The organism is Aeromonas sp. OTU364, from assembly GCF_038440395.1.
Lineage (GTDB): Bacteria > Pseudomonadota > Gammaproteobacteria > Enterobacterales > Aeromonadaceae > Aeromonas.
Genome location: NZ_JASATR010000013.1, coordinates 113,919 through 128,716, shown reverse-complemented (window position 1 = coordinate 128,716; position 14,798 = coordinate 113,919). Strand labels below are relative to the sequence as shown.

Below are 14,798 nucleotides of genomic sequence, written 5' to 3'. Positions count from 1 at the left end.
GATCACGATGACAAGGGATTTTTTGAAGAAAGTCACGGAAACTTCAAATTATCCAGTTAGAAACAGCTTACCCAGTGTATATATACAATGTTATCCACAAGCCGATGATTTCAGCTCTGTTTTATTGGCATTTAACCGGGTCTTCCTTGCTTAAGGAATGCCATACTGAAGCGGATAATGTGTCCCGAGTGGTCCATGGTAGCGTCCTGTCGTAAAGCTGGTTACCATGGAGGTGAATAGAGTGTTGCACCTTTTTTGCTTTCATTTACAAAAGGTCTTTAAAGATGAATTTATCCAAGTTTCCCGTTTATGTGCAGGCGGCCGTTCTCGCTCTGGTGTTGGCGCTGGTCGGTTATCTGGTTGCCCAGGCCCTGCAGTTTTCCCTGAAAGCCGAAGTCATTTTTGCCGTAGGTCTGGCCATTGGCGGTTTCGTGGTACCGCTGTTCCTTAACCGGGCTCCTGCCGCTGCGGCCGAGCAGAATGCCAGCCAAGAAACATGCACCTTATATGTAGGCAACCTGCCCTACCGTGCCAACGAGATTGCCGTGCGCGAGCTCTTTGCCGAGCAGGGTCTGGTGATTTCCGTCCGTCTGATGAAAGACAAGGCCACTGGCAAGCGCAGGGGCTTCGGATTTGTTGAGATGCCGGTCGCCGATGCGGCCAAGGCCATAGCCGCGCTCAATGACAAGGAGTATCAGCAGCGCACCCTTAAGGTACGTGAAGCCAACGACAAGCGGGACAGGGATGAGAGAGAAGGCGCCGACGTCGACGCCTGAGGACTCAGCACAGCACCTCTTCGAGTGATGACAGCCCCCATGCTTGCAAGGGGGCTGTCAGTTTTTGGGCCCGGGCATCCAGCAGGCTGCAATAGGCATGGCCCTGCCCTTCCCCGGTGAGGGTGGACGGGAGCGCGGCCAGCAGATGGGCCACCCGTCTTGCCACCGCATTGCCCGAGTCCACCAACTGGGCCTCCGGCATCAGTTGCCGGATTTCATCCCCCAGCAGCGGGAAATGGGTACAGCCCAACACCAGGGTATCCGGCCTCTCCTCCCCTTCCATCCAGTCCGCCAGCACCTCTCGCAGCAGCCCCATGTTGACCGTCTGTCCCGCCAGCTTGCGCTCGGCCTCGATCACCAGCTCGGTCGCCCCCTTGAGCAACACCCGCTTGCCCGGCGCGAACTGGGCGATGAGCTCATGGGTATATTCGCGGCTGACGGTGCCCGGGGTTGCCAGCAAACCGATGCAGCCATTGCGGGTCAGGGCGGCGGCAGGCTTGATGGCGGGCACCACGCCCACCACAGGAATGCTCAGGGTGGCTCGCAGGGATGGCAGGGCTATGGTGCTGGCCGTGTTGCAGGCGATCACCACCAGATCGATGGCGTGTTCGGCCACCATGTGGCTGACCAAGCCGGTGCAGACAGCGATCAACTCTGGTTCGCTCAGCTCGCCATAGGGGAAGTGGGCATTGTCGAAGCAGTAGAAATAGTTGTGTGCCGGCAGGGTGCGACGGATCTCCCCATAGACGGTCAAGCCGCCCATACCGGAGTCGAACACGAGAATATTGGCCACCAGAGCTCCCCCTTGGATGCGAGGCGGCGATCATACTCCCGCCGGCGGCCAATAGAAAAGGCCCCGTACAGGACGGGGCCTCGCTTTTTCCTCTCTATATAAGCAGAGCAGCGGATCAGAGACGGTAGTCGGCGGTCAGCTTGAACTCGGTGCCCGGCGAGGCATAGCCATAGGCCGGGACATAGTCACGATCGAACAGGTTGTCGATGCGACCGCCCAGGGTCAGCGCAGGCGTCACCCCGTAGCTGGCCCCCAGATTGACCAGGGTGTAAGAGCTCAGCACCACCCGCTCTGCGGGGAAGCTGCTGAAGTTCTTGTCGTCCCGCTTGCCCACATAGAGCAGCTCGGTCGACAGATCCACCGGGCCCAGCTGTACCTGTGTCAGCCAGCTCGCCTTCTGCTTGGCACGGCGCAGCAGCGGCTGATCGCCATCGTTCTTGTCTTCGGTCTTGGTGTAATCGAAGCTCAGGTCATGATGGAGCGGACCGGTTTCCAGCCCCAGCGCCACTTCCACGCCGCGGATCTCGGCATCCGTGTTGTCCGGTTTGCAGCTGGAGAAGGCGCTCTGGCAGGAGATCAGGTTCTGGATCTGGTTGCGATAGAGGTTCACTGACCAATCCCAGGCGGTGTAACGGCCGGAGAAGTCCAGCTCCAGGTTCTTGCTCTCTTCCGGCTTCAGATCCGGGTTCTCATAACCGGGATAGTAGAGATCGAGGAAGGTCGGCGCCTTGAAGCCGGTGCCGTAGCTCAACCGCACATTGTGGTTGTCATCTATGTCCAGCCCGCTGGCGGCGGACCAGGTGTTGTGACGGCCATACTGCTCGTTGTCATCGGTGCGGCCGGACAGCTCCCACAGCAGGGCCTGCCAGCGATAGCTGCCCACCGCAAACAGACCTGTGTTGTCGCGATCCGGGGCATTGAAGGCCTGGCCATAGCTGCGCGAATCGGACTTCATCTGCTCCTGCTGCCAATCGGCGCCACCGGTCAGGTTAAGCCCCTCGATGCCGCTCCAGCTGTTGATCCAGGAGAAGCGGGTCAAGCCGGTGTGGATCGGCTGGGCACTGGATTCCCCCTGGCTCTCCAGCCAGCTCTTCAGCTTGTTCTCGCCGTAGCTGGCTTCCAGCCGGCTGGTCAGGGTCTCGCTCTGGAACTTGATGCCACCGTCGTACTGGAAGGCCTTCACCCGGCTCTGGTCGGCCGACTGATAGGGGTCGTCCATCTCGGTCTGGTTGTCATAACCCTGGGCGTTGAAATCGGCACTCCAGGCGTCGTTGAAGGCATGGTTCATCCCGACCTGGCCATTGAGGCTGTCAAAACCGTCCCGATCCGGCTGCTGGGCACCGGCCACCACGTCGAACCCATCGGTCCGCTCATAGCCCACCAGCAGGTTCATGTCGGTCTGCTGGCCAAGCGCCTGCACGGTGCGCAGTTGGCCCTGACCATAACCATGGCTGCCTGCGCCCCCCTTCAGGTGGGTCTCGCTGCCATTCTTGGCGGAGGTCTTGGTGATGAGGTTAATGACGCCACCTATGGCATCCGAACCGTAGACGGCGGCGCGCGGCCCGCGGATGTACTCGACCCGCTCAATGTTGCCGAGGGGGATCTGGCTGAGATCCGGCGTGCCGGCCACCATGGCGGCGATGGGACGGCCATTCATCAGCACCAGGGAGTGGTTGGAGTTGGTGCCGCGGATGAAGAGGCTGCTGATATGGCCCCGGCCACCCAGGGTGGTGATCTGTACCCCGGGCAGGGTCTTGAGCAGATCCGTCAGGCTCGATACCTGGCGGGATTCGATCTCGGCGCGATCGATCACCACCACGGGAGCCAGCACAGAACTGACGGGCTGTTCCACCCGGTTGGCGGTGACCACCATAGTATCATTGGCAGGAAGGGAAGACTGGGCAAAGGCCGCCGTTGGCAACAGGGCAGCCGCCAATAATTTCTTGGACATGAGAGATCCTTAAGTTCGCGTAAGCATCTACTTCGTGGCCGGTTTCTCTCGGCCCGAAATACGAACTTTGGCAGGTCTTCGGGCTTGGGGGCTGATGGCCTACGGCGACGGCTTCCCACCTGACGGCAGTGCCCTGATGTCGCTTCGTTCCCCCTTACCGCTGCGCGCCAGCTCCGGATTCTCACCGGATTCCCTTTTAAGCATGATGCGCCAAAGCGGGGGGATTATAGGCAGAGCCGGATTGGATGTATAGCCATCTGGATTGCTGCTGTCACTTTTTCCCACCAGAGGGTGTCGAGTGGCACAATTACCGCCCTGCGCCTCTGTCATGGCCTCAGTTAGGCGCAATCCGACAGGGTCAGACGCAAGAAATGTTGAGCCAGGTCCCACGGCTTTTTGGTAACATGCGGCAAACGTTTGACACCCCCGAGGAAGCCGTAATGACGACCCCCCCAATGATCGGCCTGGTAATGGGCTCTGACTCCGATTGGCCCGTGATGCAAGCGGCAGCCCGCATCCTCAAGGAGCACGGCGTGCCCTATGAAGCGCGCGTCGTCTCCGCCCATCGCACCCCGGATCTGCTGTTCGAATATGCCGCCAGTGCCCGCGAACGCGGCCTGCGCGCCATCATCGCCGGGGCCGGCGGGGCCGCCCACCTGCCGGGCATGCTGGCCGCCAAGACCACGGTGCCTGTGCTGGGTGTGCCCATCCCGACCCGTCAGCTCAAGGGGATGGACTCCCTGCTCTCCATAGTGCAGATGCCCAAAGGGGTGCCGGTCGCCACCTTCGCCATCGGCGAGGCGGGGGCCGCCAACGCCGGTCTGTTTGCCGTCTCCCTGCTGTCGGTTGCCCAGGATGGCGACGCCCCTCGCTATCACCAGCAGCTCGACAGCTTCCGCGCCAACGAGCGCGATCGGGTGCTGGCCCTGCAACTGGAGGACCCGGCATGATACTGCCCCCCGCTACCCTCGGCATGCTGGGGGGCGGCCAGCTCGGCCGCTATTTCGTGATGTCGGCCCATCGCCTCGGTTATCAGGTGATAGTGCTGGATCCGGATCCCGCCAGCATCGCCGGCGCCGCGGCCGACGCCCAGATAGTGGCGGCCTATGACGACGCCGAGGCGCTGCGCGATCTGGCCAGTCGCTGCGATGCCGTCACCTGCGAATTCGAGAACGTACCGGCAGCCTCCCTGGCCCTGCTGGAGCAATACCTGCCGGTGCGCCCTGCGGCCAGCGCCGTGCGCGTCTGCCAGGATCGCCGGGAAGAGAAAGCCTTCCTGACCCGCGCCGGGGTGCCGGTCGCCCCGAACCTGACTCTGCTGCCGGGCGAGCCGCTGCCGGCCCTGCCCAGCGACCTCTTCCCCGCCATTCTCAAGACGGCCCGCGAAGGCTATGACGGCAAGGGACAGTGGACCATACACCAGGCCGACGAGCTGCCAGCGGCCCTGGCCGCCAGCGGCGTGCCCTGCGTGCTGGAGAAGCGCCTGCCGCTGGAGGGGGAATTTGCCCTCACCCTGGCCCGCAGCCCGAGCGGTGCCATCAGCGCCCTGCCCCTGGTGCAGAACTGGCACAGCGGCGGCATCCTGGATCAGACCCGCTCCCCGGCCAATGTCCCCGCCCTGGAGGCGGAAGCCCAGCGTATCGCCGAGCACATCATCGCCGCCCTCGACTATGTGGGGGTGCTGACGGTGGAGTTCTTCCTGGTCGGCGGCGCGCTGCTGGTCAACGAGATGGCGCCCCGCCCCCACAACTCGGGACACCCCAGCATCGACAACGCCGGCTGCAGCCAGTTCGAGCTGCAGGTGCGCGCCCTGTGCGATCTGCCGCTGCCGGCGCAGGCTGACGTTCAGCCCGCCATCCTGCTGAACCTGCTCGGGGATCTGTGGCAGGACGGCACGCCGGACTGGGCCGGCGCCCTGGCCCTGCCCGGGGTTCACCTGCACCTCTATGGCAAGGGCGACGCCCGCCCCGGCCGCAAGATGGGCCACGTCACCGTCACCGGCCGCGACTGGCCGACGGTCGAGGCCACCGCCAGCCAGCTACGCACCCTGCTGGGCCTGCCGCCGCGCTAAGCGTCGCTGGTACCAACGAAAAGACCCGGGCCAAGGCCCGGGTCTTCTTTTTTACCGCAGTGGGGACCAGGTCAGCCCCGATCCGCCGCCACCGCAACGGGAGCCGGCAGGCGGATGGTGAGGGAGAGCACCAGGGCCACCACCAGCAACACCAGAATCAGGTTGAAGGTCGCCATGAAGCCGCCAAACAGGGAGGCCACGATGGAACCTATGATGCTGCCCAGCCCAAAGCCCAGATAGATGACGCCGTAGTTCTTGGTCAGGTTGTTGAGCCCGAAGAAGTCGCTCACCAGCGAAGGGTAGACGGTGATGGTGCCGCCGAAGCTGAAGGCGACGCAGGCGACAGCCACGAAGAAGAGGTTGGCATTGAGCGGCACAAAGAGCAGCAATCCCATACCACCGAGCGTGATCAGCTGGGCTATGGTGATGACCCGGATGCGGGACATCTTGTCGGACAGTATGCCCAGCACCAGGCGGCCACCCAGGTTCGCCATGGCGATGATGGCAACGGCGTTGGCGGCCACCACGGCAGGCAGGCCCACCATCTTCTCGCCGATGTCCTTGGCCACGCCGATGACGTAGAGGCCGCTCATGCAGGCGGTGAGGAACATCAGTGCCAGCATCCAGTACTGGGGCTTGCGCATCGCCTCGGCCAGGGTGAAGTCACGGCTCTCGGTCTGCTGCACGGAAGCGGCCTGCTGGGGCGCATCCTTCATCAGCATGCCGCCCACCAGCACCATGGACATGGCGATCAGCCCCCACAGCTGGAAGGTCGCCTCCAGGCCGTTGTTCGACAGCAGCAGCAGGTTGATGTACTTGAAGCCCAGGCTGCCGAGGCCATAGGCACCGATGGAGCAGGCGGAGATGAGCCCCTTGCGCTCCGGGAACCACTTCACGCAGTTGGAGAGGGTCATCAGGTAGCCGGTTCCGTCGGCGAAGCCCACCAGAATGCCGGCGCAGAGGTAGAGCATGGCCAGATTGCTGGCGTGGGCGGTGAGGAAGAAGCCGATGCCGAGCAGCACGCCGGCCCCCAGGGTGACATTGCGCACCCCGAACCGCTCCTGCAGCTTGCCCGCCAGGGAGGAGGCTACCGCCAGGGAGAGGCTGAGCAGGCCGAAGGCGAAGGCCACCTGGCTCACCGGCTCGTCCAGCTTGTCGGAGAGCTGGGCGTTGAACAGGCTCCAGGTGTAAACGGATCCCAGGGCGAACTGGGTGATGATGGTCCCCAACAGGGTGAGGTAGCGGGTGCGATTCATCTCTTTGGTCATGATGCGTCTCGGTTGATGGCCTTAAGGAAACTGGGGCCACTATAGGCAAGACACCACTCCCGCCGACCATTTAAGGCATGAAATGCAGATCGGCGGGCATGAATGACAATCAGAGCCGCATCAGCTGACGGAACGCCTTGATGTTGCTGCGGCTGACCGGCACCTCGAACGGCAGATCATGGAGCCGGATGAGATAAGTGCTGTTGAACCAGGGGACTATCTCGCGGATCTTGTTGATGTTGACGCAGTAGGAGCGGTGGCAGCGAAAGAACCCCTCCGCCGGCAAGCGGCTGACAAACTCGCTGAGAGCCATGGTCATTACGTAGCGATCGGTGCGGGTGTAGACATGGGTGAGCTTTTCGTCCGCTTCCGCGTAGTAAATCTGTTCGCAGGGAGTGACTATGATCCGCTCCCCCTTCACCAGATTGACGGTACGATTGTGCGGGATGCTCACCTCTCCCTGCCCCGGCTGCGACTTGCCCGCATGCTCGAGCTTTTGCAGCAGATTGATGATGCGCGGCTCGTTGTAGGGCTTGAGGATATAGTCGAACGCCTCCAGCTCGAACGCCTCCACCGCAAACTCCTTGTAGGCGGTGACGAAGACGATATGGGGCGGATGGCTGGACTTGTGCAGGTTCTTGGCCAGCAGCAGGCCGTCGATGGAGGGGATCTGGATATCCAGGAACACCACGTCCACCTCGTGATCCTGCAGGTACTTGAACGCCTCCAGCCCATCCTCGAAGCTCGCCACTATCTCGATGGTGCTGTGCTGGTTCACCAGATAGATCAGCTCCTCGCGAGCCAGATATTCGTCTTCCACTATGATGGCTTTCAGCATGGCATTGCCCCCTGAAGATGCGCAGGAGAGGCCAGCGCCTCCCGCATCAAACATTCATCTTCGACAATAATGGCTTTCAGCATGACAACCCCTCTCGCAGCACACACTTATCTTCAACCATGATGGCCCTCAGCATGGCATCGCCTCCTGATCCGGCAGATAGAAGCAGACTTCGGTTCCCGGCTCCAGTCGCTTGAGGTGCAGGCCGTCCCCGTACAGCAGCTTGACCCGCTGATGCACGTTCATCAGGCCTATGCTGCGACTCTCCACCCGACCGGCGGCCACCCCGTCGATCACCGCCTGGCTGATGCCGTAGCCGGTGTCGCGCACCGCCACCCGGATGCCCCCCGCCAGCTGCTTCACCTCTATGGTGACCCGGCCCGGCGCGCTGCGGGGCTGGATGCCGTGCAGGATGGCGTTTTCCACCAGGGGCTGCAACAGCAGGCTCGGCACCTGGATGTGCACGTCGTCCACCTCGAACACCACCTCCAGCTTGTCGCCGAAGCGGGCCTGCTCGATGGCCACATAGTCGCGCACCTGCTGCAGCTCCTCCTGGATGTCGATGAGCTCGTCCCCCTTGTTGAGGTTGTAGCGCAGATAGTCCGCCAGATTGGCGATGAGCTGGCGCGCCTGCTGGGGCCGGATGCGGATCAAGGACGAGATGGCGTTGAGGGCATTGAACAGGAAGTGGGGGTTGATCTTGCTCTGCAGGGCGGTGAACTCCGCCTTGCGGGTCATCTCTTTCAGTTGCTCGATGCGCGACACCTCCATCTGGGTGGAGATGAGCTGGGAGAGGCCCACCGCCATCTCCTTGAGGGAGCTGGTGATGCTGTGGGTGCGGCGGTAGTAGATCTTGAGAGTGCCGCTGACGGCGCCGTTTTCCCGCAGCGGAATGATGATGACCGAATGGAAGTCCGACAGATGATACTGGCGCAGATCGTTGTTGATGATGATCTGGTCGAGCAGCACCGCCCGCTGGGTCATGTCGCTGATGGCGTGGTGCTCGTCCAGCTCGTAGTAATCCTTGCCCACCCCCACGTAGGCCAGCACGTCCCGGGTGTCGGTGATGGCCACCGCATCGGCGTCGATCTCGCGCCGGATCACGGCGCACACCTGGCCGAGGGAGTGGCGGTCGATGTTCTGGAAGAAGGGCAGCGTCTGGTTCGCTATGTCCAGCGCCAGCTTGGCCTGCTTGGCGGCAATCAGCTCCTTCTCGTCGTCCAGATCCTGCACCAGCTTGATGATGAGGCCGATGCAGAGGGTCCCGGCGATCATGGGGTAGGCGATGTGGCTGACGATCTCCACCCCCACGGCATGGGGCTCGGTCAGCAGCCAGATCAGCAGCATGGTCAGCCCCTCGCAGGCCATGCCAGCCAGTATGCCGTAGAGCCAGAGCCGCGATTTGCGGCATTTCAGGTGCAGCCAGGTAGCGAGCAGGCCGGCGATGATGCTGGCGATGAGGCAAGGGATGGAGGTGTGGCCATCCATGTCGATGAGGTAGCGGTGCAGCCCCGAGATGACCCCGGCCGGGATGCCGACCCAGGGGCCGAACAGTATGCCGCCGGAGATGATGGCGATGATCCGCACGTTGATGAGGGCCCCCTCCACCGGAATGCCGGTGTAGGTGCTGAACACCGCGAACAGGCCGAAGATGGCGGCCACCAGCAGCAGCTCCGCCGGGGTGTGATCCCGCTTCTGGAACAGTCGCTGGAACGGCCGGGTGCGGGTCAGGAGAAAGAGCGTCATCAGCATCAGCGCCGCCCGTTCAAACACCGCCAACAACATCATCTGATTTTCGAGCATGGCTCTCCTCCGTCAACGACATGGCATGGCGCCAGGGGGCGGATCATACCCCTTATCTGCCGTCGACTCATGGTCGAATCCCGGCAGAGCGGTTCAGCTTTCGGGGAAGGGGCCGATAAGAGGAGGCCCTCGCCAAGGGGGGCCCAGTCCGACAAAGGAGATAACTATGTTTCAAAAAAGCATGGTGCTGGCAGTGATGATCGGTTGCAGCAGCGCCGCCGTTCACGCCAATACGCAGGTGAGCCTGGTGAACTGGCAAGCCACCGCCAGCAAAGAGACCAACATGGAAGTAGCGCTTACCCACCCCGGCCTCCAGGCCATCAATTCGGATCCGGCACAGGCTCCCGTCCAGATCCTGGCAGCAGACCTGAGCCACCCGGATTTCAACACCACCTATCGATTGCAAGCCCGCGCACTCTACGGCTCCCTGCCACAGCAGGATGATCTCAGGATTACGCTGGCGCTCAACGGACAACCCCTCGAGGCGAGCCACGCCCTCCCTCTGATGCAGGCGACCCGCTATTACCTCAGCTATCAGGCCCCTTCCGCCAGACCGGACCAGGTGGGCGAAGCCGCCTATGAACTGATGGTTTACTGGCCGGGCTGACCAAAGACCCCGAAGGCATGTCCCCATGCCTTCATTCCTGCCCGTCCATCACCTGCAACTGGGTCGCCGCCAGCCGGACGACCTCGTACTCTCGCTGCAAACGTGCCAGCGCCTCGGGCAGCCTGGCCTGCTCAAGCTCCCAGGATTCTATTTCGCTGCAGGTCGCCACCAGTTTCATGGTGCCCATGATCCTGGCCCCCCCTTTCAGACGATGTATGCGGTCGATGAACTGGCCGACATGCCCCTCCTCAGCGGCCCGCTGCAATCCCGAGATATCGTCGTCACTGGCCCGCACGAACTCGGCCAGCAGGGGCACCATCAGGGTCGACTGGTGCGCCGTCAGCGGCCCAAGGTATTTCCGGATCTCCTCCATGCAAGCGGCAATGCCAGTCTGCTCTTCCCGCTGCATGTGCCGGCGCAGGCAGTGATCGAGTGCCTCCAGTCCGACCGGCTTGAACAGACAGTCATCCATGCCTGCCGCCTGGCCTTCATTGATCTGCTCCTGCCGCGCATCGGCCGTCAGCCCGAGGATCAGGGTACGTTGCCAGCCGTGCAACTGCTCCAGCTCCCTGCACTGGCGTGCCAGCTCGAACCCGTTCATACCGGGCATGTTGAAATCGGTCATGATGACATCCACCCTGGCTCCGGCCAGCAGCCGCAACGCCTCCTCCCCCGACTCGACGGCCGTGGCGTCATGGCCCAGATAGGCCAGTTGCTGGCTGACCAGCAACCGGTTGGCAGGATGATCGTCCACGACCATGATCTTCAACCGTCGCCCCTGCTCCACCGCAGGATCCTGTACAGGTTCGGAGGACATCGTCACGGCATCGGCCACCGGCAGCTTCATCTCGACACTGACCCGGGTGCCCTGCCCGGGTGCGCTCTCCAGTTGCAGGGAGCCCCCCATCGCCTCGCACAGGGAGCGGGAGATCATCAGACCCAGACCTGTACCCGACTGCTGGATTTTCTCGGGTTGGCTCGCCTGGCTGAAAGGCTCGAACAACCGGGCCTGCTCGGCCCGGTCTATGCCGATGCCGGTATCCAGGATGGTGAGCTGCACGGTACACCAGCCGTCGCAGACCCAGGAGACCAGCGTCACCGTGACCGACCCGCGATCTGTGTACTTGATGGCGTTGCTGATCAGGTTGGAGAGGATCTGCTTGTAACAGAGGCCATCGATTTGCACCCAGGACGGATTGCCCGTGACGAGCTCCAGCCGCAGGTTTTTCTGTCTCGCCAGCGCGTTGAAGACGGTGACGACCGACTCTGTCAGGGTCACGATGTCATGGGGCTCGGGGGCCAGTTCGAACCGGCCAGACTCAATCTTGGAAATATCCAGGATGTCGCCGATGAGGCTCAAGAGGTCTCTTGCCGAGCCGTGGGCGATGGCGAGGGAGGCCTGATCTTCCTCGTGCAGCCGACCCCGTTTGAGCGCCAGCTCCAGCAAGCCGATGATGGCATTCATGGGGGTACGGATCTCGTGGCTCATGGTCGCGAGGAAGGTGCTCTTGGCACGGTTTGCCTCCTGGGCCTCCTGGCTGGCCACCGCCAGCTCATCGAGCAGGCGCACCCGTTCGCTGACGTCGATCCAGCCTCCCACGCCCCCCTGCACATTGCCGTCAAGATCGTAGTAAGGCTGAACCCAGTGATAGACGTCGACTCCGCCTGTCGGCAGGCTCAGGCGATGGTCGCCCTCCTGGGCACGGCGGCTGTCACGGGAGAGGGCCAGATCCCCATGCAGGGGAGCAAGAAAAGGCCAGCGCGTGCGCGCGTCGTCCAGACCCGTTCCGAGCAGGGCGGTCTTGGGCTCGCCAAGGAAGCTGGCATAGCTGCTGTTGCACAGCACCAGGATCCCGTTCAAATCCCGCGCATAGATGGGGTGAGGTGTCCCGTCCACCAGATCGGCGATGAACTTGAGCTGGGTGCTCAGCGCCCCCTCCACCAGCCGCCGCTCGCGGATCTGCTTGCGCAGCGACAACCCCCACAGGCCAACCCAGAGGGTCAGCAGCAGGATCAACGCGATGAAGACCCCGAACTCCCGGATCAACTTCTGCCAGGAGACGCTCTCCTGTTTGACATTGACTCGCCAGCGGTTGGAAAGCCCTTCCAGCTCATCCGGCGGAATGATGGTGATGACCTTGTCCAGAATGTCCCGCAGTATGGGGTAAGCTGGAGTGACCGCAAACGCGGCACCTATGGGGATGGAATCGAACAGCTCTCCCGTGATGAGCAGGCTGTCGGGAAACTTGCTGTTGACATAGTACTTGGCCACCCGCAGCGGCAGTATGGTCACATCGCATACCTCCGTCGCCACGCAGCGCATGGCGTCCTCAATCGTGTCGAACTGCCGCGTCGTCAGCTTGCCGTATTCAGCTTCGATGGCCTGGGTCGAGATAAAGCCCCTGACCATGGCCACAGTGCCGGTCTTGAGCAGCGACTCCGGGGGGGCCTTCCTGTGACGCAACCCCACCACATAGGAGAGGGGATCGAGGACAAAGGCTCGGCTGAACAGATAGCGGTTCCTGCGCTCCGCAGACGGGCTCAGCACCCCTGCATCCACCTGACCGCTATCCAGCAGCTGGTTCATCTGCTCCGGCGTCCTGATGGGCACTATCTCTAGCTCCACCCCCAGCTTGGCTCGCATGACCTGCAGCAGATCGGCGACCACACCGTGCATGGTGCCGGTGATGTCGTAAAAACTGAGGGGGGGAATGCCGCTGTTCACCGCAATCCGGATCTTCTCCCGCTTGGCCAGCCATTCCCACTGCTCGCGGCTCAGGTCGATCTTGCTGGCACCGATGGAGAGGCCTCCCCCATTCCAGCGTTTGGCCACTTCCGCCCGCTTGCCCTCGAGGATCTCCCCCAGGGCGATATCCATAATCCTCTTGAGCCTCCGCTCCTTTGGGTTGAGGGCAAAGGCAAAACCGGCGGTATCGATATAGAGCGGCTTCAATAATTGAATGCTGCTCTGATAGAACTTGTTGACGATGAAATTGCCGGAGATCATGTCCACCATGACGGCGTCAACCTGACCATATGCCACCGCGGATAATGCACTATAGCGGGACGGGTATATTTTTATCTTGTAGTCCGACAAATAGCGCATGATATCCGTATACGGCAAATAATACTCGGGGACTGCCACCGATTTTATTTCACGCTCTCTTATCGCGATATTTTTATAAATGGCGGGATCATCCTCAATATATTTATCGGTCAACAGGAGCTGCTGCTCCTGTTCATAAGCGTTCGAGGCGCTCAGCATGTCGATCTCCCCTCGCTTGAGCGCCTCGATGGCAGCCGCCCTGGAAGGGTATCCCTTCACCAGGATCTCGATGTGCAGCAGATGGGTCAGCATGCCGACGATGTCGGCTGTCACCCCCTCATAGGCGTTGGCTCGCAGGGTGATATCCATGGGGGGATTATCGGGTCTGGGCACCCCCAGGATCAGCCGCTCACGCTCCTGCAACCAGCGCCACTCCTCCCCATGCAGCGGCAGGGGGCTGGCATCCAGATATTCCCCGCCATCCCGCGAATAGACCTGGAGCAGTGGCTCTTCCTGCGCATTGGCCGACAGCGGCCACGCACAAAGCAGAACAAGGAAGAGCAGCAGGGATTTCATCGCGATCACAACAGCTTCTGCCGTCTGGCCAGACTGATCAGATCGACGATGTTGGTGATGTTGAGTTTCTTCATCAACCGGGTCTTGTAGGTGCTGACGGTTTTCTCGCTCAGCAGCATGCTTTGGGCAATCTGCTTGTTGGCGTGGCCCTGGCAAATCTGCAACAGTACGCTCATCTCGCGGGAAGAGAGAGTCGACAGCAGATCTTCCCGATCGACCGTATGGGCATGCCTGGCGCCGGCGATGACATCACGGGGGTAATAGAGTTGCTGCTTCTCTATTTTTGCGATCGCATCCTTCAGCAAGTACAAATCATCCAGCTTGGACAAGAAACCCTCGGCACCGGCTTGCAGACACCGCACCATAATATGGTGGGTGGACTGTGCTGACAGCACCAGAATCTTGGCGCCAACATCCAGCATCTTGATTCTTTTAATCACTTCGATGCCATCGAGCTGCGGTATTCCAATATCAAGAATAACGATATCCGGTTGGGTGTTCCTGGCCATGGCGATAGCATCGACACCATTATCAACCTCACCTAAAACATGATGCTCGTCCTGTTTCAACAACATGTTTACGGCCATTCTTATTGCTGGGTGATCATCTACTATCAATACCTTCGCCATATATAGATCCATTATTCAGCCCTGTCCGACGAGCATATTAACTACAAATCAGGCAGCTACACCATACAGTCAACTTTTGTTCTCGATATGTTAAATAAATATAGAAATGGTACTTTCAAGTTAATCATGATTATAGCTTCATTTAATTTCTATATATTTATCAATATATTGCACTTTGATTGATCCGTATGGAGCTCGACCATTGCCGGATGGATCCCTTTCTTTAACTCCCCCCACCCTTGGTTTTTTCATCGCCTTCGGCTCATGAAAAAAAGCCCTAAAAAAAACATATAAATCAAATACATGAGGTGCAACAACCCCCTGAAAGAAAAGGAAAATAAATAATTTTATCAAGCAGGCACCCCATCACCCTTTGGGATTTTTCCTACACACCATTCGGTCGATCCGGACAGCACCGATCGCTATCTTAGTCGACGAAA

11 protein-coding genes and 1 riboswitch are annotated in these 14,798 nt (G+C 60.9%); of the genes, 4 read left to right on the top strand and 7 right to left on the bottom strand.

Annotation, left to right across the window (positions count from 1 at the left end; genetic code table 11):
* The first annotated feature begins 284 nt into the window (after nt 1-284).
* Nucleotides 285-776 (top strand): RNA recognition motif domain-containing protein, encoded by a 492-nt coding sequence (locus AAHB08_RS14015; protein ID WP_202047961.1) that lies wholly within the window; start codon nt 285-287, stop codon nt 774-776.
* Between the two features lie 4 nt (nt 777-780).
* Here the strand turns inward: AAHB08_RS14015 and murI are convergent, their stop codons facing one another.
* Both murI and AAHB08_RS14005 read right to left on the bottom strand, forming a co-directional pair.
* Nucleotides 781-1,569, bottom strand: a complete 789-nt coding sequence (gene murI, locus AAHB08_RS14010) for a glutamate racemase (protein WP_342059260.1) — start codon at nt 1,567-1,569, stop codon at nt 781-783.
* Nucleotides 1,570-1,684: 115 nt separating this feature from the next.
* The gene (locus AAHB08_RS14005) at nt 1,685-3,520 is read right to left on the bottom strand and encodes a TonB-dependent receptor domain-containing protein (protein ID WP_139437040.1); all 1,836 of its coding nucleotides are present in this window, start codon (nt 3,518-3,520) and stop codon (nt 1,685-1,687) included.
* A 52-nt stretch (nt 3,521-3,572) separates the two neighbouring features.
* Nucleotides 3,573-3,750, bottom strand: a riboswitch (cobalamin riboswitch).
* Nucleotides 3,751-3,960: 210 nt separating this feature from the next.
* Here AAHB08_RS14005 and purE point away from each other — a divergent pair.
* Both purE and AAHB08_RS13995 read left to right on the top strand, forming a co-directional pair.
* Nucleotides 3,961-4,470: a 5-(carboxyamino)imidazole ribonucleotide mutase gene (purE, locus tag AAHB08_RS14000; protein ID WP_025325239.1), complete on the top strand. Its 510-nt coding sequence runs from the start codon at nt 3,961-3,963 to the stop codon at nt 4,468-4,470.
* On the top strand, nt 4,467-5,591 hold the full coding sequence (locus AAHB08_RS13995; protein ID WP_342059259.1) for a 5-(carboxyamino)imidazole ribonucleotide synthase: 1,125 nt from the start codon (nt 4,467-4,469) through the stop codon (nt 5,589-5,591). Before purE ends, AAHB08_RS13995 begins: the two co-directional genes overlap by 4 nt.
* 71 nt (nt 5,592-5,662) lie before the next feature.
* Here the strand turns inward: AAHB08_RS13995 and AAHB08_RS13990 are convergent, their stop codons facing one another.
* The 3 genes from AAHB08_RS13990 to AAHB08_RS13980 form a co-directional block, all read right to left on the bottom strand.
* Nucleotides 5,663-6,859 carry an L-lactate MFS transporter gene (locus AAHB08_RS13990; protein WP_342059258.1) on the bottom strand — a complete coding sequence of 399 codons (1,197 nt, stop codon included), beginning with the start codon at nt 6,857-6,859 and terminating at the stop codon, nt 5,663-5,665.
* Between the two features lie 109 nt (nt 6,860-6,968).
* Nucleotides 6,969-7,697, bottom strand: a complete 729-nt coding sequence (locus AAHB08_RS13985) for a LytR/AlgR family response regulator transcription factor (protein ID WP_202047966.1) — start codon at nt 7,695-7,697, stop codon at nt 6,969-6,971.
* A gap of 129 nt (nt 7,698-7,826) precedes the next feature.
* On the bottom strand, nt 7,827-9,500 hold the full coding sequence (locus AAHB08_RS13980) for a sensor histidine kinase (protein ID WP_247627614.1): 1,674 nt from the start codon (nt 9,498-9,500) through the stop codon (nt 7,827-7,829).
* Between the two features lie 166 nt (nt 9,501-9,666).
* Here AAHB08_RS13980 and AAHB08_RS13975 point away from each other — a divergent pair, with 166 nt between their 5' ends.
* Nucleotides 9,667-10,107: a hypothetical protein gene (locus AAHB08_RS13975; RefSeq protein WP_342059257.1), complete on the top strand. Its 441-nt coding sequence runs from the start codon at nt 9,667-9,669 to the stop codon at nt 10,105-10,107.
* A gap of 31 nt (nt 10,108-10,138) precedes the next feature.
* Here the strand turns inward: AAHB08_RS13975 and AAHB08_RS13970 are convergent, their stop codons facing one another.
* A complete protein-coding gene (locus AAHB08_RS13970) occupies nt 10,139-13,729 on the bottom strand; it encodes an ATP-binding protein (protein ID WP_342059265.1) in 3,591 nt (1,196 codons plus the stop codon).
* A gap of 5 nt (nt 13,730-13,734) precedes the next feature.
* Nucleotides 13,735-14,358, bottom strand: coding sequence for a response regulator transcription factor (locus tag AAHB08_RS13965; RefSeq protein ID WP_342059256.1), 624 nt, complete (start codon nt 14,356-14,358; stop codon nt 13,735-13,737).
* Nucleotides 14,359-14,798 lie beyond the last annotated feature (440 nt).

What these genes read in the sequence shown, in the direction of transcription:
- AAHB08_RS14015 (WP_202047961.1), top strand. Translation starts at nt 285, where the DNA reads ATGAATTTATCCAAGTTTCCCGTTTATGTGCAGGCGGCCGTTCTCGCT.
- AAHB08_RS14005 (WP_139437040.1), bottom strand. Translation starts at nt 3,520, where the DNA reads ATGTCCAAGAAATTATTGGCGGCTGCCCTGTTGCCAACGGCGGCCTTT.
- purE (WP_025325239.1), top strand. Translation starts at nt 3,961, where the DNA reads ATGACGACCCCCCCAATGATCGGCCTGGTAATGGGCTCTGACTCCGAT.
- AAHB08_RS13995 (WP_342059259.1), top strand. Translation starts at nt 4,467, where the DNA reads ATGATACTGCCCCCCGCTACCCTCGGCATGCTGGGGGGCGGCCAGCTC.
- AAHB08_RS13990 (WP_342059258.1), bottom strand. Translation starts at nt 6,859, where the DNA reads ATGACCAAAGAGATGAATCGCACCCGCTACCTCACCCTGTTGGGGACC.
- AAHB08_RS13985 (WP_202047966.1), bottom strand. Translation starts at nt 7,697, where the DNA reads ATGCTGAAAGCCATCATAGTGGAAGACGAATATCTGGCTCGCGAGGAG.
- AAHB08_RS13980 (WP_247627614.1), bottom strand. Translation starts at nt 9,500, where the DNA reads ATGCTCGAAAATCAGATGATGTTGTTGGCGGTGTTTGAACGGGCGGCG.
- AAHB08_RS13975 (WP_342059257.1), top strand. Translation starts at nt 9,667, where the DNA reads ATGTTTCAAAAAAGCATGGTGCTGGCAGTGATGATCGGTTGCAGCAGC.
- AAHB08_RS13970 (WP_342059265.1), bottom strand. Translation starts at nt 13,729, where the DNA reads ATGAAATCCCTGCTGCTCTTCCTTGTTCTGCTTTGTGCGTGGCCGCTG.
- AAHB08_RS13965 (WP_342059256.1), bottom strand. Translation starts at nt 14,358, where the DNA reads ATGGCGAAGGTATTGATAGTAGATGATCACCCAGCAATAAGAATGGCC.